Genomic DNA, 22,784 nt, shown 5'->3' on the forward strand with positions numbered 1-22,784 from the left:
ATGTTTGAAATCAAAATTGCGAGCTTAACGCTTAACATGCCGGATCAACCCAATGAGTTGACATTAGGTCAATTCCTGAAGCTCAGGGAGGAGAAGGATATCATTACGCAGCTGGCTATTCTTTGCAGTGTAGACAAAGATGATCTGCTGAATATAAAGTACAGCCCGAAAGCTGAGAAGCAGCTCCAGGATGCGATTAAATTGACGGAAATATTGAACGACAATATCCGGGACTACTTCAACTCTGATGCTTGCATTGTCCCTCCAGTGACTATAGCGATCATGGACAAGGTTGTCAGAGTTCCTCAGGATCTGGAGAAAGAACCGTTTTGGCCGTCACGTAAGGTTAAAGAGGTTATCCAGGAAAAGATTCAGGAGACCGGTACCGGTGTTGCGTTTGATCCAACCGACAAAGCAGCTGATGTGATTGCTCATTATCTGTATGTTCCGTTCACTGGGAAGCCTTACAATGAGTACCAGGCTGAAGAATTTAAGGAAGTCATTCATGGCCTTCCTCTAACTGATGCAATACCGCTTGCTAATTTTTTTTTTCTCAAGTGGAAGTCATTGTATCTAACGAGGTTCAGCTGCTTCCTAACCGGATTACGGATGTGGAGAAAGAAGCTGGTATCGAAATATTTGAGAAGTACGAAGATGTTAACATCCTGGAGTCTCTTTCTGATGGTAACGTCTTACTATGGGATTCAATAATGGCTTTGCCGTATGAGCGGGTGCTGATCAAGATGATGATCAACCATGACAAACGTATCTACGAGGAACAGTATAGGGAAGTTTTAAAATCAAAAGGACAATGAATTTAATTGACGAACTAAAGTTATTAGCCGGACGCCTGGAAGGGAAGCCGGTCTTCGCTTATTCCGGAAAGTATGAGCACAATGTAGATGGGGACGATCAGGACTATTCATCCGGTGTGGTTAACGTATTTGAGATTGAGCAGTTTGGATTTAAACGTAACCGAATCACCGGCACTATGCGACAACGATATCCAATCTACATCGAGTTTGTTGTGAAGGCTGATCAGGATCTAACAGCCACTCAGCGTAATTTCTATATCGAGGATATGAAGGGACTGGCTGCTGAGTATATTGAACTGCTGGACGGATCAGGCTTGTTTGAAGAGCTTCCTGAGGTAATTGACGGAATACAGGTTGTCAATCGATATGACGTCAACACAGTGGGAGTGGAGCTTAACCTGGTATTGGTTGCAAAGGAGCCCATGCAGGTTTGCGTATGAATCAAATGTCGGTGAAAGTTGGAATTGAATCTATCGATTTGTTGTGCGTTATCCAAATATGAATAGTCTGAATTATGGAAGAGAAGAAGATTTCTGATTTAGCGTATGAGCTATTGTCCGAGTTCTTAGAGGGGGTTAAGCAGGAACTTCTCGATGAGCTTGATGGTAAGCGTAGAGCAGGTGAGTTTCGGGATGATAAGGAGTTTACGCAATTTGGAAACAGGAATGCAACGGGTAAGACTCGTAATTCCATTAAAGTCAATATTGGCCCGATGAAGGGGAATGTTACCGCTGCTGAGCATATCTTTTACACCTTTACTGGACGTGCACCAGGTAAGCGTCCACCTCTATCTAACATCATAGATTGGTGTGTGGCAAAGGGACTACCAAGGGGTGCTGCATGGCCTATTGCGAAGAAGATTGCTGAATCTGGAACGGCTTTATATCGTGCAGGCGCTAGAGAAAAGAACGTACTCCTTGATGTTACCTCAAGGGAGCGTATCGAAGCCTTCAAGGAAAAGATTAAGGAACGATTTATTACCCAGATACGGTCTGAGATTATTGAGGATATCAACACAAAATTTTAAACATGAACATAGAATCATTACCAAGCATCACATTAAGCAACGGGAACGTGTCCCGATGGATGGCTGCCTTCAATCCGATTATCTTTACCTTCAGCCTGTCTGAGTATAGCGAGCTGCACCTTCGCCTAAATCGACGTTTCGTAGTCACGATCGAATCCGACTCAATTGCGGTTACGTCAACATTCCATGCGGATCCATCAGGAGTAGCAAAAGTAAATCTATACAGGTTCTTGAAGGTACTTGTTAAGCCAGTTGATGCATTCAATTACTCGGATATCGCTTACTATGATACAAACCTGTTTGCACCATTCACCGTCAAGGTAGCGGGCCAATGGGATGTTAAAGGGGATGGCTTCTCAGGTACGGATACTGAAGTGCCTACAACGGTACCCGGGCCGTATTTTGTAACCTATGCAGCGATGCAGCTGGGCGAACGATACGGTGGTAATATGGCTGAATACGTCTCATTCCTGAATGATAGTTCCGCTAAGTTCCTCACTGATTTTGAAGAGCCGGTTGTGTGGTCTGGACTTCCTTACAGCATCTCGTTTATTGTAGGAGATACGTTATCTACAAAAAATCTTATAGCCAGGTATACGGCCGTTGATGTGAACGGTAAGATAGTCCCTGGTGGTCTGTCATTGTCGTATCTGCTTACTGAGCTCGGAGGAAAACTACTTAATGAAACGGGCGGTGGTATCGTGCTTGAAGGATCCGTAACCGAAAATAATACCATCGTAAAAGGTACCGGCATTGTAAGGCTTAGGGTTCCTGAGGTAATGAGCCTGGTAAGCAGAATTAAGCTCGAGGTATATTATCTGGAGGGCGCTCAGGAGATCAAGGTTACCCGCGATATCTTTATCCGGACACAACAAACCTGTGATAACGATCCATATGTCTACCTAAAGTGGATCAATCATCTGGGTACCTGGAATTATTTCAGGTTCGGGTATAACCAGTACATCGATGGAAACGTCACAAACGATACAATCATCAGGAAGGTCGTGACTGATTGGGAAAATAGCGAAGCGCTGTCTGAGGTTGTACGAAAGTCCGGACGTGATGCAATTACCCTCGGAGCTCATAATCTCAAGCCTAGCGAGCTAAAAGCCCTATCCTGGTTAAGAAAATCTATCAAGGTGCAAATGCTAATCTCTACAGAGCCGGTCAAGTGGCAAACGGTCGTGGTTGAGCCGGGAAGTATCGATACCAGGCAGACAAGATTACACTCAGGCAGCGTAAAATTTAAGATCCTTCTTCCTGAAGCAAACATTCAAACTATCTAAATGGCAAAAGAACTTTACATAGATGGGTACCTGGTGGACCTCAACGAGAAAGATAACCCGATCGCGTTAACCTTTGCTGTGAATGACCTTGCTGATATCAAGAACAGAGTCGCAACCGGGACAAATAACTTTAAGTGTCCTGGTACCGAAAATAACCGGCTGATATTTGGCTTGTCCGATATGGATGCATTTACTCAGAATCAACCATACCGGACTCTTCCTGCCAGAATTATCCAAGAAGGAATCGAGATTGTTCCCTCAGGCATTGCTATCATCCAGTCTGCAGGCAGGGAATTTGAAGTACAGGTTCTTTCTGGTCTTGTAGACTTCGTTTCGATCATTGATAAGAAAAAGCTATCTGATCTGGTGTTTCCGGAACATACTTTCAATCTTACCACGGTTGCGAATTCACAGACGAATACGGCAATAGGTCACGGTTACATCTATCCGATCATTGATTATGGTTTGTTACCGGTCAATGGGAATTCGATAGATGTTAGAAATCTTCGACCGGCCGTATTTACTTTGGGTTTGGTAACCCGGATACTTGGTTCAGCCGGCTATACATATGAAGGTGGTATTTTTAGCGATGCGAGGTTGCAGAATGAGATCCTTCCATTTTCGAAAGACAGCTTTGATCATACTGAAGAATATGTTACCCGGATGGAAAAGTATCGGGTGCAAGCAATTGTTAAAGCGCTCCCTGGATATGAAGGAACCAGCGTGCACTACGATAACAACCAGGTAAAGCCTATTCCCTTTGAAACGGAAATTATCGATAAGCAGAACCTTTGGAACGGTATGGAATACACAGCGCCTGAGAAATTGGTGCTGTCAATGGAAATGAGCGTTAATATCAATATGATTTTCGCAGAAGACCTATCCACGTTTATGGTTCAGATATTTCGGAGTGGAGCTTGGGTTAATGTCTACGAAAGCAGGTTAGACTACATCACTGAGAAAGATATCAACTCCTTCCATGATAGCAGGCTGAAGCACACCGGAGACTATCCTATTAACGCTGGGGAAAAGATCCGGGCCGGTATTCGCTATGACAATAGCAGCCACGGAACAAACAACATTGGCTTTTTTGTTGTGGATAGCTTTATCACTTTTGAGGTGAAGGACAAGACAGTTCTTTACGGGCAAAATGTTCAGCTGTCATCAACGTTACCGGATGTTACCCAGTTGGAGTTCCTGAAGGACTGGATGCAGCGTTACGGACTTACCCCCATTGTCGACAACTATCGTAAGCACATATCCTTCCACTGGATGTCGGAGCTATATAACAACAAGCCCAATGCGGTAAACTGGACCGATAAGTTTGTAGATCCTGAAGACGATAACGCGGAATTTACGATCGGGAACTATGGTCAAGTAAATTTTGGAAGATACAAGGTAGATGACGCTGTTCCCTCTTCTCTTGGTGTAGGTCAATTTGCTGTAAACAACCTGACATTAAAGTCAGAGGAGACTCCAATAACAAGCATTTACGCAGCGACCATTTCTGTTTTAAGGCTAACGGGAAGGGAGGTTGCGCAAATCAACAAAGTGGATCCGGACGAAACGGACGATGCTAAGAAGGTGTATAAGATCAAGACACAACCGCGCGTATTGATCAGTAAGAATGTTTCCGGATCTGGTTTAATATTTACCGATGGAACGAACACGGCTGGAAGAGCTACAGTTTCCATTCCGTATTTCATCAAGGAAGGTTTCCCGGGTTTGTCCTTTGAGGAACTATTCTCAGCTTACTACACAGAGGTTATTGAGTACATGCTCAAAAGGGTGCGAAAGGTAACCAGGTATGTCAGATTGAACGAGATCGATATCTCCCAGCTTGATTTCTTCGTGCCGGTGTATGACGAAAACGAGGCGCAATACTATTACATAAATCAGATCATTGACTATATCGAGGGGGAACCTGCTAAAGTCGAATTAATAAGAATGTAACCATGGCAGACAAAATTATCATAGAGGTCGGGATGGACAACGCTGAGTATGCGAAAAAAGCAACGGATACTCTGAAAGCCATGCAAGACCTGAAAGACCAGCAGGTGATCCTTGCTTCAACAGGTAAAAAGAATACGCTCGAGTATGAGCAGAACAAAGTAAAGCTTCAGGAACTCGGTCGAGAGCTGAAGGCTAACGTTGCCCTTTCCAATAATTACACAGGTAGCATGGTAGGCCTTCGTGCTCAGCTATCCATGTTGAACGCTCAATGGGTGAAGATGAGTGAAGAGCAAAGGGAGAACACCGAGGAAGGAAAAGCATTGGCCGCTCAAATGCTTGACGTGACGAATAAACTGAAGCAGCAGGAAAAAGGAGTTGGTGACACCAGACGTAATGTTGGTAATTACGCTGAGGCTGTTGGTGAGCTGAGGGACACGATGCTTGGAGCTGTAACATCAAGTAACGCCTTTAGTCAGGTTACGGAGCATCTCCCTATCGGTTTTCAAATCGGTAAGAAAGCTATTGATGCTGCTAAGGATAGCATCCAGGCTTATCATCAATCACAGGAAGAAGTGAAGGAAGCTCAAGCCGCTTTTGAGAAGGCTCAGACGATCGCGACTGAAGCGACCGAGAAAGCATCAGAAGCACAGCAGAAAGCGACTGAGATCGGTTTTAAGTTTAGCCAGGGAGCAGCTACTAGGCAGGAAGTGATCAAAGCGACAACCGTTGCTCAGGAAGCTGCTACAGCTGCTCAGGAAGCTAACGTCGTAGTAACTCAAGCATCGACCGCTGCTCAAGAGGCAAATACAGCTGCAGTAACATTAGGAACGACTGCTTTAAAAGTTTTCCGGATCGCATTGGCTGCAACAGGTATCGGGCTTGTTATTGTGCTTGTTGCTTCGCTGTTTAGTTACCTGACAAAGTTCCAGCCGGTGATAAACGCTGTCAAAACCGCTGTTGCAGGTTTGGCTGCTGGGTTTGAAATGATGGGTAAAATTCTCTTTGAGTTGATCAGTCCGATGCAGAAAGTTTTCAAGGATCCGCTCGGAGCAGCGAAGGACTTGGGTAACTTCATCGTGAATAACCTGATTAACCGGTTCAAAGCTTTGGGAGTGATAATCGATGGTATCATAAACCTCGACTTCAAGAAAATCACGAACGGAACGATTCAGTTGGGTACCGGTGTTGAAAATGCAACGGACAAGATGAAGAACTTTACCAAAAGTATATCCGACGCTGCTAAGGCCGCTGCAAGTCTTCAGGACCAACAAAACAAGCTCGAACGTGATCGTATCAACAACATCGCAACATCAAAGGAGCTTATCAGGCAGGAGGAGGCATTGAAGAATATCCGGGACAATGAGTTTAACTCCATTCCGGAACGTATTGCGGCCAATGAGAAAGCTGCTGCAATTGAAAAGCGAAGACTTCAGGAACTTGAAACGCTTCAGCTTAGACAAGTCCGGATACTCCAGAAACAGGCTGAACTTCGTGGAGGTCTTAGCAAGATCAGTAACGACGAGTTGCAGAAGCTTAGGGAGGCTGAACTGGAGCTTGCAGATTTGCGTGAAGAGTCGGTCGGTCGCGAAAACGAGTTTATAACAAATCGGTTTCAGTTGCAAAAGGAAGCAGCAGACAAGTCTAAAGAAGTCGCGGAGAAATACAAGGAAGCTAATCAGGAGCGTCTAGAGTCACTGATTAGAACCAACGAGACTATATTAACCGAAAGGCAGAAAGACATTGACTCTATCAATAAGGAGATCGACGAGAAGGTAAAGCTGTATCATAAGTACAATCGGACCACCGAGCAGCTGGAGAAGGAACGCGCTGCACGTCTCGCTGAGATCCGGAAACAGTTTCATGAAGAAGATCTGCAACAGATCGAGGAAAATTACAGGGAGATCGAAGACCTTACCACCGCTTCAATCAAGAATCAAGGGGAAAGGGAGCTGCAGGAGCTACGTGTTAACGGCATTCGGAGACTTGAAGACCAGGACAAGGTTATCAAAGACCTGATCGACCGCCGGAACAAAGGGGAAAAGGGTCTGTCTGATCTAATCAATAGTGAGATGCAAGTTCGCAATGCCATGGTGGAAGATAACATCAGGCAGATGAACGAGAAGACCGACGCCCTTGATCAGGAACGGATCACCAAGGCAAAGGAGAATGAGCTTGCACTTACCCAGGCACGCGCTGAAGGAGCTGATTCTTATGCTGAGCGCCTGATGTATCAGCAACAATATCTCGACCAGGAGTATGAGCTCGCAGTAACTGCTGCCATTGCACGTAACGAAGATACCTATGCGATACATGAAGAGTTCGCGGCAAAGCAAAAAGCACTTGATCAGGAAGTGTGGGCTTCAGCTACTGATGCCATCAATGACTTTGGAGATAACTTTCAGGATGTAGTAGGTCAAAATACTAAGGCCGCTCAACTAGCAGCTGCACTGCAGACAAAAGCTGAAGCGGCTCTATTTCTTCAGCAGAATGCCAGGCTCGCTATCGAGCAGCTGCTCGGTATAACCACGCAGTTAAAGCAGCCATTCCCTCTGAACGTTATTGCTGTTGCCGGTACGCTTGCGTTGGTAGCGAGAATTGCATCAGCTGCTAAGTCACTCGTAACCGTTCCGAAATATAACGGCGGCGGTCTGCATTATGATTCGGACGGAAAGGGTACTATATTGCGTGGGCCCGGTACCGGAACAAGTGATAGCATGAACGCCCGGCTGAGTAATGGTGAAGTGATAATCAATGAGAAATCGTCGAAGATGTTTCTTCCAATCCTTTCAGCAATCAATACGGCCGGGGGCGGGCGTCCGCTGATCGGTCCGGGTTCGAATGGATACAAGTCGGTTATGTTTCCTCGTTTTGCTAACGGTGGAATGTACCAGGGAATAGCTTCGACGTACACCGGACAAACATTTGATACCGAGGCTTTGGCCGTTGCGATTGCATCACAATTTCGGAATGTCACAATAGTTACCGATGTTCGTGATGTCACAAGCGCCCAGCAGAAACGATCCTCATCCAACCAAAATAGAATAGTGTAATGCCAGTATCAAAGATCAAAAGTAATATCGAAATCATTAATGAACTTAAAAGCACCGGGGCCTTAAAATCCCTGGTGCAATGTGGTTTGTTTCCTGCTAAGGTTGTGTACCATCGGGAAATATACTTCTACGTGGATGCAAAGGTCGAAGCTGGAGAAAAGAAAAGTCATGCCGTTCGAGAAGCAGCTATTCAATTCAACATCGACGAACGTAATATCTACAGGATCCTTAAGTCTTTTTCTAGTAAGTTTTTATACATATATGAATAAGATGAATATGGCGTTTTTGTGTCAGTGACTTAGCTACCTGTTGTCTGGAACTTTGTTTCCATGGTAACAATCAAACTTTTCGACTACTGGGACGAATGGGGCTGGATGTATTACGGCATCGGTATGGGCGACCTTTCGGCTGCTAAGATCGTGCCTATTATTGAAGCTGCAGCACAAGCGGGAGAAGACATCACGGTCTTAATCAATTCGGGCGGCGGGTCTGTCTTTGACGGATGGACAATCTATAACGCACTGCTCAGGCATCCTAAAAACGTAATTGTCCGGATCGAAGGGATTGCGGCTTCTATAGCTTCAATCATTGCGATGGCCGGTAAAGAGATCATCGCTTGTAAAGGCTCGATCATGATGGTTCATAAGCCGTCAACCTGTGTTTGGATGTATGACAGCATGAACGCTGATGACCTGAGGAAGGAAGCTGAAGCGCTCGACAAAATTCAAAAGGTCCTTAACTCAATCTACATGGACCAAACCGGTCTTGACGCTGTAGCGATTGATAGCCTTATCAATGAAGAGACGTGGATGACCCCAGATGAAATGTTGGCCATGAATTTCATTACGAGCATAGCGCCTGGTAAGGGTGCTGCTGTTGCCATCCCTCAAAACGCCTTTAACCACATTTTCAACAATGCACCGGCTAAGGTGAAGCAATATGCTAATTCCTATTTCCCAATAATTAATAACAGTAACATGAAAAAAGAGACCTCCAAACTTTTGAAGGAAAACAAGAGCGTCCTGCAATCGATCAAGAACTTCTTTGTAGGGTTGAAGATTGAGAACGCTGAGTCCATCCTGGCTGATGGAACGACTATCTATTACGAGGGTGAGCTTGCGGTTGATACCGACGTATTCTCAGACTCCGAAATGACAACTGCTCTTGCTGATGGTGATTATGAACTTGAAGACGGCCGTACAATCACGGTTGCTGAAGGATCCGTTACTGCGATCGCTGAAGCTTCTGACGAAGGCAATGATGATCCGGAAGACAGCGAGAAAATCATTGAGCTCGAGAACCGTATTAAAGAGCTTGAAGCCGAGAATTCTGAGGTAACTAACCAGCTGAAGCAGTCAACTGATGCTTTAAAAAAGATCAGCGATGTGAAGAGCAACCATGAGCCTAAAGGCCGTAAGCAAAACTTCAACAAAGCGAAGAAAGAAGAGTCAGAAGACGAAGACTTCACTGAGAAGCTGAACGAGCGCCGTAAGCTCATCAACCAGAACAAAAAGGGGAAGGCTACTCCTGAGAAAGACTAAGCCGCAATTAATTAATTTTTAAACGCACTGAATTTATCATGGCAAAAAATCTAAACTTAGATCCGATCACCTTCACTGGCAGACAGATCGAATCAATGAAAGAGGCTTTCTGGACAGCTGTCTTCCTAAACCCTCAAATTTCTACGCTGCTTCTTGTTGTACCAGGCATCAAGGCGAAACAGCAGGTTGTTATTCTGGGAATGCTTGGTCTTGTAGGTAAGAAGAAAGGCCCGAACTGTAAACCTGATGTGTCTGACGAACAGATCGATGCTATTGAAAAGTGGTGGGATCCGGAATATATCGAGGATCGTTTCGAGGAATGCTGGAAGGATCTGCTAGGTAAGTTCACCGCTTGGGGGCTGAAGAATGGTATCGACAAAGCAGATCTTACTGGTACCGAATTCGCTTTATTCCTGGAAGATCGTATCGCTACAGCGCTTGCTGAGTCGGTATACCGCATAGCCTTCTTTGGTGACAAGACTATCGATAACATTGCGGACGGTGGTGTTTTGAAGGACGGTGTTGACCTTCGCTACTTCAACGCTATTAATGGATATTGGAAGCAGCTATTCGCGATTGCGACTGCACAACCAGACCTCCACGTTTCCATTGCGAAGAATGCAGGAGCAACCGTTGCTGCTCAAAAATTCACTGCTCAGGATACAACTGATCAGGTTGCAACTGGAATCCTTGAAAGTATGGTCGCTCAGGCAGACGAAAGATTGCTTGCTGATCCTAATGTCGGTTTTATCCTTACTAAGTCTTTCGCTGATCAGTACAAGAGAGAGCGTAAAAAAGCGACCGGCTTCGAGCTTCCATACCTAAGAGTGGAGCAGGGGATCAAGGTGCTGGAATACGATGGCATCCCCCTTTACGTGTTGAGTATTCAGGACCGTATCATTAAATCTTACATGACCGGTACGAAGTCAAACCTTCCTCACAGAGTTATTCTTACGACAATTGCTTCCAATCTTCAGCTTGGAGTAGAGGAAGAGTCTGATCTGAGCGCTCTGGATGCATTCTACGATAAGACCGAGAAGACTTACATCATCGATACTGGCTATAGCATCGATGCGATGGTAGTAGAAGATCACATGACGGTTTCAGCTTACTAAGCTGGCCGTCATTCATTAATTCTAAAAATCTTAATACTTAAGAAATGGCAACAAGTTGCGGAAAAATAAAGAAGAATCAGCTCTACAACTCCTGTAACCGAATTTTCGGGGGCGTTGAGGCTGTTCTATACCTGTTCAACAGGGACGATATTGCCGGTTATGTCCGGGACGCGGTGAATCCGAACATCATTCGGGGAATTACCATGAAAGCGCAGGCAAAAGGATTCCGATACGAGGGATACAATAAGTCTGTTAAGCCAACATCCACCGGCGTGAAAAAAGAGTTCGGGTATTCTTGGAGACACTCCATTAATTTCTTGATCCTGGCTAACTCTAGTGATGTAAAACAGGAAGTGGAAGCGATCTCCCTGGGCGAATACGTAGCGGTGATCATCAACAAGCAAAAAACAAACGATGCTGCTATCGAAATATTCGGTACAGATCAGGGGTTGAGCCTTGGTGATGGTGCTCTTAAGGACTACCAGGAGGCAACGATGGAGGGTGCTTACCAGTTGACGATCGCAAACAGTGAAGGAAGCGAGGAGCCTCACTTACCTGCTTCATTCGCCGTGTTGACGGACGATGAGACACCAGTGTATTCTTACATCGATTCTATTACAGCTCTTGAAGCTCTTATCACTCCAGTAGCTGCTTAACTAATTTACTAACAATGACACCTCAGGAGATTTTTGACAGAATACAGGCGCTTCCAATGATGGTAAACATCAAAGGATCCCGCAATCCGGAAACGATTAAGGAACTCGACACCATCCACAAGGCGGTGTTCGGTACCGGCTTTACTCCTGGTTGCAAGAAGTGTGTTGTCAAAGCTTATCATGAGGTGTCTGATCTAACATTAGAAAAACTAATTGCTATGTCAAACGCAAAATTCAAACTGAAAAAGGATGTTGTTATCCAATTTCCTGCTTTTTCTCCTAATCACTTTTCAAATGCAAATTTGAGTGACAAGGATGCTGTTAAAATGCTGAAGACCAATCCGGGCTTACTGCAGCACTTCGAATCTTATCCTAAGGATGATCAGGGTAATGTAGTTCTGGACGAAAAACAGGCCGATGCCGGCAAGCCATCAGGTACCCAGCTGGACAAGCCACTTGCAAAAGATGTAATTGCTAAGATTGGTACTGCAAAAACCCTCGATGAATTAGACAATCTTGTAGCAGGAGATGACCGTGCAACAGTTATTGCTGCAGCTCAGAAACGCTTGGTTGAGATCAACGCTGCAAATACGGAGCCAGCTGAACAGGACGCGGAAAACGAAGGATCTGGTACTGAAGGAAACGAACGTAACCAAGGAGAAGGCACTGGAGCAGGAGGGACTGAGTAATGAAAGCAACAAACCTTCCAACTACTGAGCCCCGTATTGTAAAGAAAGTCGACGTTAAAAACCTTAAGGTGAAAGGGTATGATTCTGACAATGCATATCCTCAGCGTATTATTGGCCTTGTCGATGCTTCTCCTACAACCAAGCAGGCCATTGGTATATATACGAAGTTTATCGTTGGTGGAGGGTTTGTTGACGAGAAGTTCTATAAGACTAAAATCAACAGGAGGGGCTTGACTCCTGATGATCTTCTTTCCAGGGTAGGATCCGACCTTGCAAGACACCGGGGCTATGCAGCTCATATTAACTGGAACGCTTTGTACGAAGTCGATACGGTGTATTACACTCCGTTCGAAAATGTTCGTGAAGGCCTCGAGGGCACCGAGTATGAAGGTATGTTTGCTACTTATGACAATTGGGATGGCACCAACGGAAAGATGAAGAAGGACGATATCGTCTGGACGTTCCCATTCAACTCTGATCCGAGTGTGATAGAGCAGCAGGTAGAGCGTGCCGGTGGTTGGGATAACTACAAAGGTCAAACCTATTATTTCTCGTATGACTTCGAAGTGTACCCATTAGCATCATGTGATGCTATCATCGAAAGTATGCTTTCTGAAATCGCATCTGATCGGACCACCACAACCAATCTGAGAAACAACTTCTCTTTGAAAACCATCTTCGTCAACATCGGAGAATTCGAAGACGAAGATGAGAGAGACGAGTTCAAGACCAACATGAAGAAGTTTGTCGGTCCGGACGGTGAGCAGGTGATGATCGCTGAAGCCAACGATAAAGAGAAGGTGCCTCAGCTGATCAAGGTTGAAAGTATGATCAATGATAAGCTCTTCCAGTATACGGATGAGAAGGTGGTTAGAAAAATCATCAGGCACTACTTTCAGCCAGCCATCCTTCACAGCGTCACTGACGGAGGATTCTTCAACAAGGAGCAGATGCAGGATGCCATGGATTATTACAATGGTATCACCCGTGATGAGCGTGTTAAGATGGAAAAGTTCTTCGAAGAAGTATTCTCTCACTACAAAGAAGAGATCAACCCAACAAATAATTATCAACCCAAACCACTTAACTATTATGAGTTTACAGGAACAACCCCTCCAGCCGCTCCTGCTGATAACCAAGAGTGATTTTGAGCCGTACGTATCTCTTTCTGGGAACCTTGATCCGGTTAAGAAGTTGAACATGCATATCGCCCACGCGCAGGACTTTGACCTTAGACCGCTGCTGGGTGATTTACTGTTTTATGATATCCTGAAGAAAGTGGGGGAGCTGCAGGCCGAAAACGGCGGGCGGATCCTACAGGAGTCCGGTGCTCCGATACATATCATTCAGTTTCCGAATGCTGATTACAGCCACCTTATCAACGGAGGTACTTACATCTATAAAGGTGTTCCGATCAGCTTCCAAGGACTTAAGCCGGTACTCGTTCATTATGCAACGGCCCGGGTGCTTTCAAACATTAACGGGGCTATCACACCGACTGGTTTTAAAGCGAAGCTTAACGAATTCAGCGAGTTCGTTGATAATCGCGAAGTAGTCAGGCAAATCACGCAATACCAGTCTTTAGCCCTTGGTTATTGGAACCAGGTTAAAGACTTTTTAAACATTCATTATTCACATTATCCGCTTTGGCATCACGACGGTTGCAAGGATCGCAACACCGGCCGTAAAAGTGGTGCACGGATTTATTCACTTAATTAATTATGGCAGATATAAAAGGATCTCAAATCCCAGTATCGGAAAACACGCAACCTGGGGATATGCTCATGGGAATAAGGAACACTGCAGGAGGTAAGACGAACTTTAACCTGTCAGTGAATGCGCTGCTTGCGGCAACAAACGGTGCTTTCATGGGATTGGCTGAAGATAATACTAACCCTGGTATTCCGGCTTCAGCAAGATACTATCAAGGTAAAGCGGGTACGACATATCAGTATTTCAAGAATAATCTAGGTGCTTCTATTGAAGTTCCATCAAAAATCGGTGACCAGTATGTTGTAGATGTAAGACTTATTTGGGGCGGAAATAGTTGGGTTGGAACCTGGGGGTTGGTTGATCGTCCACATTTGGAAGAGTACGCAAGAAAGAACACAGTTGAATCACTCAAGACAGTTACCAATGATATTGCAGTATTAGGGAAAAATCACGCTGACAAATCAAAAATAGTATCAGGCAGTTACTTTTCATTTGGAAACGGATCTACCACGGGAGGTGGAATTGTCTCTGACCCAAACTATAGGCGTTTGATAATTAAGGTAGATCCTAATACGGAATATACCCTAACGGGAATAAGCACAACGTTTGTGGGTAATGAATATAATGGAGATGCTGACCCTCTGAACGAAAGCACATTTAACAACACTACTCGAACAAAAGCGATACTCGATAATACCGGAACAAAAACTTCTGCAACATTTACGACTTCTGCAACTACCCAATACATCGGTATAAACGTTAGTGATACTAATAATTCGGGTTTGGACAATACTGTGATGTTAAGGCTATCAAACACATCATCAGCATACGAGCCATACACCGGTTATAAAGTAGACGCAAGTAAAGTTCAAGGAGATATTCCAGGGGTTGTAAAATCAACTCAATTCGATCCTGTAAAATTAAAAACAGATAATGTCATAAATGAGAGTAAAAACAAGGCAGACAAGTCTAAAATAATAGCAGGGAGCTACTACAGAAACAGTGATGGAATAGTAGTTTCGGGTCAGGTATCTTACAGGCGTTTGCCTTTATTTTATTTACCTCCGGGGCAATGGACACTTTCAGGGGCAAGTTCTAATTTCTTGGGTGGATTATATTCGGACGGGGCTGGAACTAACAGGATATTAAAGTTTAACGAGGTAGATGGTGATGTTAAGTTTACAAAATCAACTTTTACCGTACCTGCTGGTGGTGGGTATGCTGGGGTGAATGTAGAGTGGTCAGGGAATAACGATAACCCAGCCACGGGAAACTATGACAATACAGTAATGGTTGCCCCAGGAACAGATGAAGCGTATGAGCCGTATGGATTTACTATACCTGCTTCGAAGTTAGCAGGTAAGGCAGACGCTTACATCTTTCCAAAGATGTTTTACAGTTTTAACCCAACAGGAGGCCAGACAAACACCGGGGTGTTTTCATTCTATTGCCAATACCCGGGATCAGAATCATATTACATTAGATTTGACGTTCACCATATAATAAACCCGTCTATAAAAGCTGATCTATGGCGTATAGCGAGCTCAAGGGAGTGCGTGTATAGCAGGACATCTAACAGTATGTCTGAAACTGGTAGGAGTATGTTACATACGTCAGAAAATGAATACGTAACCAAATTTCAGGGAGCATCAGACAATGCAGGGGGGTATCATGGAGATGAGATTAACCCTAATGTAACATTCCTTATCAATAACGTTCCGGTATCAATAAGTTCAGCCATTTCTTTGACTCCCTGCGAAGAGGGAGCATATATCGCTAAATCAGACATCATCAAGACTGATGAAACGACAAACATTGTCATGTTTAATCACCTCAAGAAAACGACATTCTTCGGGTGCGGTTACACTTGTTATAACAAGCTAACTGTTCCATTGTCTGTAACAAACCCTTTCTATGTTTCTGAAATATACGCTGGTTTGTTTTGTGTGGGTATTCCTCCTGCTGATTATGTTTACTCAGAGTCATCCAACTTTATTAAACTGAATCATACAGGTACTGACAATCTGATCTCAGAAACAGGCAACAAGGAGGTGAATTATTACAATCAAGCTAATAAGCTGGCAGCTTTTGCCACTTCTGATTTGTTGAGAGTTGTTGCAGGAGGATCAGATCGAACTGATATCCTTAACCAGCAACTTCTTTTGACTGTTTGGGATAGGGATACAGATGCAAAGTATTATCGTAGGCAAATTGGTAGCACTATTGCAACCATCCCATTCTCTTCAGGGAATAGGATAGAAGCAGAATCCAGAATCGCATTCTATAAGATATGAGATTATGGACATTAGATTTATGTATCCGATTATTCAAATATGAATGCTAAGAATGAAAATAATGAAATCATTGCCATCTAAATACTCCTGGTTAGCCAGGGAAGGGGCTCCCAAAATGTTGGTCGAAGCTCTGAAGCATTACGGCACGCTGGAGCATGTCGGGAAAGGAAGCAATGTCAATATTATGGCATGGGCTAAGGAAGTAGGCGTCCTCGGATGGTATCCGGATGATGATATTCCTTGGTGCGGCCTGTTCGTTGCCGTCGTTTGTAAGCGATGCAACTACCCTCATCCAAATTGGGCGAACGTCCTAGGTGCCCGCTATTGGGGGGACGGCCCGAAAGGTGCTTGGAAAGGTTACGGCCGTAAAATTCCTTTCGCTCAGGCATCGCTTTGGGACATACTTGTATTCACGCGCCCGGGTGGTGCTCATGTAGGCTTCTATGTTGGCGAAAATGATCATGCATACCTCGTGTATGGTGGCAATCAGTCAAACGCTGTTGGCTTCGCGTTCATTGCTAAGTCAAGACTTACCGACGTAAGACGGCCGGATTATCAAATCGGTGTCCCTCGAAACATCAGAAAGATCTACCTGCGAGAGACTGGAGAACTATCTGTTAACGAGGCTTAATTAATTACTATGCCCAACATGCCTAAACTTCCATTTGCATTCCCTGACTTCGTCAAGTACCCTCTTCAGGGAATGCTTTATTTATTGCTCGGGTATTTCGTGTACAAAGAGTTCACGAAAAAGGATGAGTGCGCAGATCTGAGGGTAACAGTGAAGGCTCAGGCACTTCGTATCGTGGAAGTCGAGAAGCGGAACGATGACCTGACATGGGCAATTGCTGTTAAATCTGGAATTATCGACGAATTGAGATCCAAAAAGGATAGTACCACTAAAGAATCCAAAAATGAAAACAATTAAAGTCATCATCCTCCTGCTAGTCATTGCACTAGCAGGACTGGGCTGGTATTGCTACCAGTTATCGAAAGCAGCTGAGGAGCGCAATAAGGAAAGTCCTATCGCTGAGATTGCAAAAAAGCAGATCCAGACCGAGGCTAAGAAGATTGCAGAAGAGGTAGATAAGAATGGCCTGCAACATACCGTTTATCGAATGGTCAAGGAGATCGATCAGGAGGCAATCGATAAAGTGAGAGCAGATCTGCTTGACACAGTTGCTCAGCTCAATATCACCCGGGATAAACTGAAACAAGTGATGGTTGTAGCTACTTCCCTTCAGATCACCAATCAAAAGCTGGAGAAGAAGATTAATAGCGAGGTAACGACTTATACGCATACGGATCCTCGAGCAAGCCTCTCTGTGTTCATACCCAGGGATAGCACCCAATCTGCAACGTTTAACTTCAAGTACGATGCTGATCTTGTCACTACTCAGTATAAGAAGCGTAACTGGTTCTTAGGAGCGAATCATTCTTACATCGACATTTACAGCAATGATCCCCGGGTCACTATTCAAGGTGCGAGAACTTTGACTGTGAAGCAAAAGCAACCGGAACTCGGATTGCGCCTCCAGGGACAATTTAACCTGGATCCGGAAACGCTTTCTTATGGAGTCGGTCCTGGGATTCGCGTAGATCTCGGACGACTGAGTGTGCAAGCCGGTTATCTGCATTATCCAAGGTCGAAGGCTTCACCGAACTGGAAGTATAGTGTAGGCGCTAATTACGACTTTATCCGGTTTTAAAACCGGTCCAATCTCATTTCTATAAAGAGTTAACAAAGCAAACCAACACTTTTTAGAATATGAGCAAAGGAAAATTAAATCTGAAAACGCCAATTAGCTATTACGGCGGGAAACAAAAGTTAGCTAGCAAAATTATTTCGATTCTTCCGGAACATGTACTGTATTGTGAACCCTTCCTCGGTGGCGCAGCGGTGTTCTTCGCAAAGGAAGCATCTGAAATAGAAGTTTTGAATGATGTAAATAAGGAGCTCATCAACTTTTACCGAGTGGTTCAAGATGATTTTGTCTCCCTAGAGAAGGAGATCCGAATAACATTACATAGTCGGGATCTTCACCGGAAAGCATCGGTTATTTATAATCATCCGGATATGTTTTCGGAGATCAAGCGTGCCTGGGCCGTCTGGGTCTTGAGTACTCAGAGCTTTAGCGCTCAGCTGGATTCATCTTGGGGTTATGATCGTTCGAAGAATACCACGACGAAGAAGATCGACAACAACAAGGAGCGCTTCACTGAAGACATGGCCATTAGGCTCCAGAATGTACAACTTGAGTGTGCAGATGCTCTTTACATCATAAGGAGTCGCGATGCAGAGGAGAGCTTCTTCTATTGTGACCCTCCTTATTTCAATTCGGATTGCGGCCACTACGATGGTTATTCTGAGCAGGATTTTGAGAACCTGTTGAAGACACTCTCTGAGATTAAAGGGAAATTTCTGTTATCCTCTTATCCATCCCCATTGCTTCAGAAATATGCAAGAGAGCTTGGTTGGCATATGTGGTCTGTTGAGTCTGGAGTATCAGTTAACAGTAAGAGCGGGTATATGAAGCGAAAGGTAGAAGTGCTTACGTCGAATTATCCGTTTGATTAGGAGTAAAAATAAGCCCGGACAGATGAGGTTTTGCGAACATTCATACAGCAAGACCGCCAAAGCGGTCTAGGTCCGGGCTGTTCCTATAAAGAGGTAACAAAGCCTGATTCAAGTACTGTATTAATGTTCGCGTGTCAAATATACTATTATTGGCTAAATCTTTCGACCTTTGAAATCAGTGTTCAATGATATTCGAATAAAAAATCTATTTTAGGTCCATAGTTTTCTATATGCCAGGAGATAGACCTCAAGAAAGTAAGTTTCATCATTTAAAAACCTGGCTCTTTAGTAGTTGGCCGGGAGTTATTGCTATCATTCTCACAGTACTTGGTTCAGTGTTTGGTGCTGGATTTTGGGCTGGATCTTATATTACGAAAGCTGAAGACAACAACACCATCATGAATTTGAGGCTAGATCATCAAACTGAGCTTTTTGAGCAGAAAGAAAAGGCCAAAAACGAAGCTTTGGACGAGCTACGAAAGGAGCAAGAAAAGATGGAAATTATGTACAAGATGATTGAAAAAAGCAGCGGGAAATGAAAAATAAAATAATTGACGTTGTATCATTTATCCTTGTTGCAGCTCTAGTAGCTTTTGCAGCCTATACCTATCATGAAAAAGAACAACTGACTTTAATAATATCAAAGCAGAACGACCTCATTAAAAAGACTACTGGAAAAGACTCCGAGTTTATAGACAAAGCGAATGACCTAAAAGACTCTATTAAGACTTACACCGAGAAGATCACCTTTATTACGGGGGGCAAAGAAATTTCATCCTCACAATTCATCGACTTGTATAATAAGTTGGAATCTAAAAATGATAGCCTCGACGATAAGTTATGGAGACTAGAAGAAAGGTATAGATTCGCTGAACGTCATTACAAATTTAAAGTAAAAGACGAACTAAAGGGAACGACCCTTTATTTAACTACTGAACCATCAACCGCCGATTCGGCAAGAGCGGCACTTCTCTTGGTTAGGGACCGGCTTAAAATAAATAAGAAAGATGAGTGGTATCTTCAAACTCCAAAACCAGACCCTAAGGTCGTGGCTCTTGGGAAGCGGGCAAAAGAAATCATTGATTCCGCAAAATTAAAAGACACTAACAAAGTCAAGTAAAGAAGATATTATTTACATCTCCTCTACTTAAAACCTTCGTCCTTTATTAAATTCAGTGTTCTGCACGTTTATACCTAGGTCTCGCATATAGATCATTGTTGTTGCCAAATCCTTATGCCTAAATAGCTTCATTATTTTGTAAAGGTCTTCCCCGTCTTCGCCCAGATGGACGGCTCGGGTGTGCTTGTAATTATATATCCCATCACGTTCTGACAGATTAAGCATCTCCTTATATTTTCGAAAATGACGGGCAAAATAATCTTGACCAACTGGAAGAGGACCACCGATCACAAACTTCTGCCTGCTCTCTTTGCCAAAGATGTAGTAATCCCCAGGGATTTCAGGAACTTTCAACTCCAGCAGCAGCTCCATGAAATCCGGATAAATCGGAATATATTCCGTTTTCCTGTTTTTAGCGGTTCCGGAATTGATCTTAAGTGTTTTTGCAGTAAAGTTGAAATCACCCGCTTTGAGATAGTTCCCCTCAGCTTCGTTCCTAAGTGCTGCGTAGTAAATAAAGCTGCAAAAAGTATAGAGCATCTGGTCGTTATTGTCGAGCATCAGATCCTTTAGCTTCTTAAATTGCCAGTCATTAAACGCCGTGTTGCCTGGTCTCTCAATTGGAGCTCGCTTCAAACTCAATGTAGGCACCTTCTCAATATAATCATCGTAATTGTGGTGAAAATAGTTGAAGAAGGTTGTGATATCATTCAAGTAATGATTGTACGTCTTACCTTTCCACTTCCTAGCATTCTTCTGTACATTAAGGAAATTAAGTACGGTGGCTTTCTTTACTTCATCTAACTCAAGGTTATACAGCCTGTTCGATATCAGGTAGTTTTTAAAAGAATTCAGCTCGATCTTATACTTCTTGTAGGTGCTGGATCTGATATTTCCCTTCACCTCCTCCAAGTACTGGTCTATCAGGCTTACAACATTTTTATTAGTGTGAACGGCAAAAACATCATATTCATTATAGGGAGACCATCCTTCAGCAAGAAGATCTTCTAGAACAATCTTCAGAGCTTTGCCATGTTCGCGGCGCTCCTGCTTCGTATTATACTGCTTGAAACCTACATTGTAGCGGAATCGCTCAAGTTTTCCAGTTACTGGGTGCTGGTATTTTATCCATACTAACCAATCTTTATCTAGGTCTCCGTTTGGTGGCTCATAAATAAAGGGTCCTTCCCACTTGGTTTTCACTAATTCTTTTCGGTTTTGGTCAGCTGGGTTGTCAGCCAGTTTTCGTAACCGACTGACAAACAGCTGTGTTTGGTGTGGAGCCGGAGGGATTCGAACCCTCGTCCAAACATGGAACAAATTATGCTTTCTACATGCTTATCTGCCATTTAATTGTAGGGAAAGGGAAGGTTGGCCGATTACCTATACCGTATTCCTTAGATGCTTTATCTCGCCTGATCATCACACCTCTAATCAAGCCAGTTCTGTTGATCGATGCCCCGTGTACTGGTTAAACAGAACAGAATACCAGCGGGACAAAAGCTGAGCTAATTCTAAATTAGGCAGCTAAGGCGTAGTTATTTTCGCCAATTGTGGTTTGAGAGTTCAGATTTAAGCGCTAGTCTCACAACGCGCTGCATGCTTACATACCTGCCGCCATCCTGTCAATTCCGGTCGGCCCCAATATGTACTTGTTAATGGATGCTCACTATTTCCGAGGGAGCACCTTTTAGTTTTCTGCCGGGATAAGCGAGTAAACCTTTTTCCAGACAGATCATGGCTTTCGCCAAGTCTTCTCTATTCAAAACGTATGCCAATCTTATTTCGTCTACGCCGTCGCCTAAAGTGCTGTAAAAACCGGCTGCAGGTGCCATCATGACTGTCTGATTGTCATAATCAAACTCTTCAAGCATCCATTGGCAGAACTTTTCGGCATCATCCACAGGGAATCGGGCCACTACGTAGAAAGCGCCTTTAGGGTTCGGACAAAACACTCCCTCCATCCTATTTAAGGATGAAACAAGCTGATCGCGCCTGGAGGTATATTCCTTGTTGATGATCTCGAAATAGGAATCAGGTGTTTCAACCCCTGCTTCTGCAGCGATCTGATCAACCATTCCGGGACTTAAACGAGATTGCGCAAATTTTAGTGCTGTAGCCAGTACCTTTTTATTTTTAGTTACGAAGCAGCCGATACGAGCGCCACATGCACTATACCTTTTGGAGATGCTGTCGAACACGATGACGTTCTCTTCGATGCCCTCCAAATGCATAGGGGAGTGGAACTTATTGCCATCATAGCAGAACTCGCGGTACGCCTCATCGACAAAAAAGTACAGATCGTATTTCAGACAAAGCTTTTTCAGCTCTTCCAGTTCCTCATAAGAATACAGATATCCGGTCGGATTATTGGGATTGCAAATGAAAAGTGCTTTGGTCTTATCGGTAATTAACTTTTCAAACTCGGATACGGGAGGCAATGCGAAAGCATTTTCTATGAGTGATAATACCGGTTTGATGACGGCGTTGCTCATCCATGCAAAAGCATTGTAGTTTGCGTAGAATGGCTCAGGAATGATAATTTCATCTCCAGGATCTAAGCACGTTTGCATGGCAATCGTAATCGCTTCGGACGCGCCGCTGGTGACCAGGATATCTTCTGCGGTGATATTATATCCCGCACGGTTATAGTATTCTGCTAATTTTGCCCGGTATGATGGTGTTCCTTCAGATTGGGTATACGCCAACACTTTAAAATCGGCCCTGCGGATAGCGTTCATCATCACTTCCGGGGTTTCAATATCTGGTTGGCCAATATTCAGATGGTAAACTGTCTTTCCCTGCTGTTTTGCCTGCTCTGCAAATGGTGTCAGTTTGCGTATAGGTGAAGCTGGCATTTCCTTCCCCTTATTTGAAATAGTTGGCATAATACACAAACATAAAAAAAACCTCTCTGCTAACAGAGAGGTTTTTCTAAAATCTTTTA

Annotated in this window: 22 protein-coding genes and 1 other RNA gene; 20 read left to right on the forward strand and 3 right to left on the reverse strand. The window is 44.0% G+C overall.

Features of this window, described 5'->3' with window-relative positions:
- From B0I27_RS12495 to B0I27_RS12590, 20 genes are all read left to right on the forward strand, one after another.
- On the forward strand, nucleotides 1-711 hold the full coding sequence (locus B0I27_RS12495) for a hypothetical protein (protein ID WP_106293836.1): 711 nt from the start codon (nucleotides 1-3) through the stop codon (nucleotides 709-711).
- 100 nt (nucleotides 712-811) lie between these two features.
- Nucleotides 812-1,255 (forward strand): hypothetical protein, encoded by a 444-nt coding sequence (locus B0I27_RS12500; RefSeq protein ID WP_106293838.1) that lies wholly within the window; start codon nucleotides 812-814, stop codon nucleotides 1,253-1,255.
- A gap of 74 nt (nucleotides 1,256-1,329) precedes the next feature.
- Nucleotides 1,330-1,842: a hypothetical protein gene (locus B0I27_RS12505; RefSeq protein WP_106293840.1), complete on the forward strand. Its 513-nt coding sequence runs from the start codon at nucleotides 1,330-1,332 to the stop codon at nucleotides 1,840-1,842.
- Nucleotides 1,843-1,844: 2 nt separating this feature from the next.
- The gene (locus B0I27_RS12510) at nucleotides 1,845-3,128 is read left to right on the forward strand and encodes a hypothetical protein (protein ID WP_106293842.1); all 1,284 of its coding nucleotides are present in this window, start codon (nucleotides 1,845-1,847) and stop codon (nucleotides 3,126-3,128) included.
- Nucleotides 3,129-5,081, forward strand: coding sequence for a hypothetical protein (locus tag B0I27_RS12515; protein ID WP_106293844.1), 1,953 nt, complete (start codon nucleotides 3,129-3,131; stop codon nucleotides 5,079-5,081).
- A gap of 2 nt (nucleotides 5,082-5,083) precedes the next feature.
- Nucleotides 5,084-8,131 (forward strand): hypothetical protein, encoded by a 3,048-nt coding sequence (locus tag B0I27_RS12520; protein WP_106293846.1) that lies wholly within the window; start codon nucleotides 5,084-5,086, stop codon nucleotides 8,129-8,131.
- Complete coding sequence (locus B0I27_RS12525; RefSeq protein WP_106293848.1) at nucleotides 8,131-8,400, forward strand: hypothetical protein; 270 nt, start codon at nucleotides 8,131-8,133, stop codon at nucleotides 8,398-8,400. The genes B0I27_RS12520 and B0I27_RS12525 overlap by 1 nt, the downstream gene beginning before the upstream one ends.
- Nucleotides 8,401-8,460: 60 nt before the next feature.
- On the forward strand, nucleotides 8,461-9,672 hold the full coding sequence (locus tag B0I27_RS12530; RefSeq protein ID WP_106293850.1) for a head maturation protease, ClpP-related: 1,212 nt from the start codon (nucleotides 8,461-8,463) through the stop codon (nucleotides 9,670-9,672).
- Nucleotides 9,673-9,710: 38 nt separating this feature from the next.
- Nucleotides 9,711-10,787: a hypothetical protein gene (locus tag B0I27_RS12535; protein ID WP_106293852.1), complete on the forward strand. Its 1,077-nt coding sequence runs from the start codon at nucleotides 9,711-9,713 to the stop codon at nucleotides 10,785-10,787.
- Nucleotides 10,788-10,831: 44 nt separating this feature from the next.
- Nucleotides 10,832-11,443 (forward strand): hypothetical protein, encoded by a 612-nt coding sequence (locus B0I27_RS12540; RefSeq protein ID WP_106293854.1) that lies wholly within the window; start codon nucleotides 10,832-10,834, stop codon nucleotides 11,441-11,443.
- Between the two features lie 14 nt (nucleotides 11,444-11,457).
- On the forward strand, nucleotides 11,458-12,132 hold the full coding sequence (locus B0I27_RS12545) for a hypothetical protein (protein WP_106293856.1): 675 nt from the start codon (nucleotides 11,458-11,460) through the stop codon (nucleotides 12,130-12,132).
- Nucleotides 12,132-13,277, forward strand: coding sequence for a hypothetical protein (locus tag B0I27_RS12550; RefSeq protein ID WP_106293858.1), 1,146 nt, complete (start codon nucleotides 12,132-12,134; stop codon nucleotides 13,275-13,277). Before B0I27_RS12545 ends, B0I27_RS12550 begins: the two co-directional genes overlap by 1 nt.
- On the forward strand, nucleotides 13,225-13,851 hold the full coding sequence (locus B0I27_RS12555; RefSeq protein WP_106293860.1) for a DUF6712 family protein: 627 nt from the start codon (nucleotides 13,225-13,227) through the stop codon (nucleotides 13,849-13,851). The genes B0I27_RS12550 and B0I27_RS12555 overlap by 53 nt, the downstream gene beginning before the upstream one ends.
- Nucleotides 13,852-13,853: 2 nt before the next feature.
- The gene (locus B0I27_RS12560; RefSeq protein ID WP_106293862.1) at nucleotides 13,854-16,139 is read left to right on the forward strand and encodes a hypothetical protein; all 2,286 of its coding nucleotides are present in this window, start codon (nucleotides 13,854-13,856) and stop codon (nucleotides 16,137-16,139) included.
- 61 nt (nucleotides 16,140-16,200) lie between these two features.
- Nucleotides 16,201-16,770 carry a C40 family peptidase gene (locus B0I27_RS12565; protein WP_219905020.1) on the forward strand — a complete coding sequence of 190 codons (570 nt, stop codon included), beginning with the start codon at nucleotides 16,201-16,203 and terminating at the stop codon, nucleotides 16,768-16,770.
- An 18-nt stretch (nucleotides 16,771-16,788) separates the two neighbouring features.
- On the forward strand, nucleotides 16,789-17,067 hold the full coding sequence (locus B0I27_RS12570; RefSeq protein ID WP_146133127.1) for a hypothetical protein: 279 nt from the start codon (nucleotides 16,789-16,791) through the stop codon (nucleotides 17,065-17,067).
- A complete protein-coding gene (locus B0I27_RS12575; protein WP_106293866.1) occupies nucleotides 17,054-17,848 on the forward strand; it encodes a hypothetical protein in 795 nt (264 codons plus the stop codon). Before B0I27_RS12570 ends, B0I27_RS12575 begins: the two co-directional genes overlap by 14 nt.
- Nucleotides 17,849-17,907: 59 nt before the next feature.
- On the forward strand, nucleotides 17,908-18,717 hold the full coding sequence (locus tag B0I27_RS12580) for a DNA adenine methylase (protein ID WP_106293868.1): 810 nt from the start codon (nucleotides 17,908-17,910) through the stop codon (nucleotides 18,715-18,717).
- Between the two features lie 230 nt (nucleotides 18,718-18,947).
- Entirely contained in the window at nucleotides 18,948-19,256 is a 309-nt protein-coding gene (locus B0I27_RS12585; RefSeq protein ID WP_106293870.1) for a hypothetical protein, read from the forward strand.
- Entirely contained in the window at nucleotides 19,253-19,837 is a 585-nt protein-coding gene (locus B0I27_RS12590; RefSeq protein ID WP_106293872.1) for a hypothetical protein, read from the forward strand. The genes B0I27_RS12585 and B0I27_RS12590 overlap by 4 nt, the downstream gene beginning before the upstream one ends.
- 27 nt (nucleotides 19,838-19,864) lie before the next feature.
- Here B0I27_RS12590 and B0I27_RS17400 read toward each other — a convergent pair whose 3' ends face one another.
- From B0I27_RS17400 to B0I27_RS12605, 3 genes are all read right to left on the reverse strand, one after another.
- Complete coding sequence (locus B0I27_RS17400) at nucleotides 19,865-21,040, reverse strand: tyrosine-type recombinase/integrase (RefSeq protein WP_146133128.1); 1,176 nt, start codon at nucleotides 21,038-21,040, stop codon at nucleotides 19,865-19,867.
- Nucleotides 21,041-21,112: 72 nt separating this feature from the next.
- Nucleotides 21,113-21,480, reverse strand: a transfer-messenger RNA (tmRNA) gene (ssrA, locus tag B0I27_RS12600).
- 12 nt (nucleotides 21,481-21,492) lie between these two features.
- On the reverse strand, nucleotides 21,493-22,725 hold the full coding sequence (locus tag B0I27_RS12605; RefSeq protein ID WP_106293874.1) for a pyridoxal phosphate-dependent aminotransferase: 1,233 nt from the start codon (nucleotides 22,723-22,725) through the stop codon (nucleotides 21,493-21,495).
- Nucleotides 22,726-22,784: the final 59 nt, after the last annotated feature.

This window comes from Arcticibacter pallidicorallinus, assembly GCF_003002875.1.
Classification (GTDB): Bacteria; Bacteroidota; Bacteroidia; order Sphingobacteriales; family Sphingobacteriaceae; genus Arcticibacter; species Arcticibacter pallidicorallinus.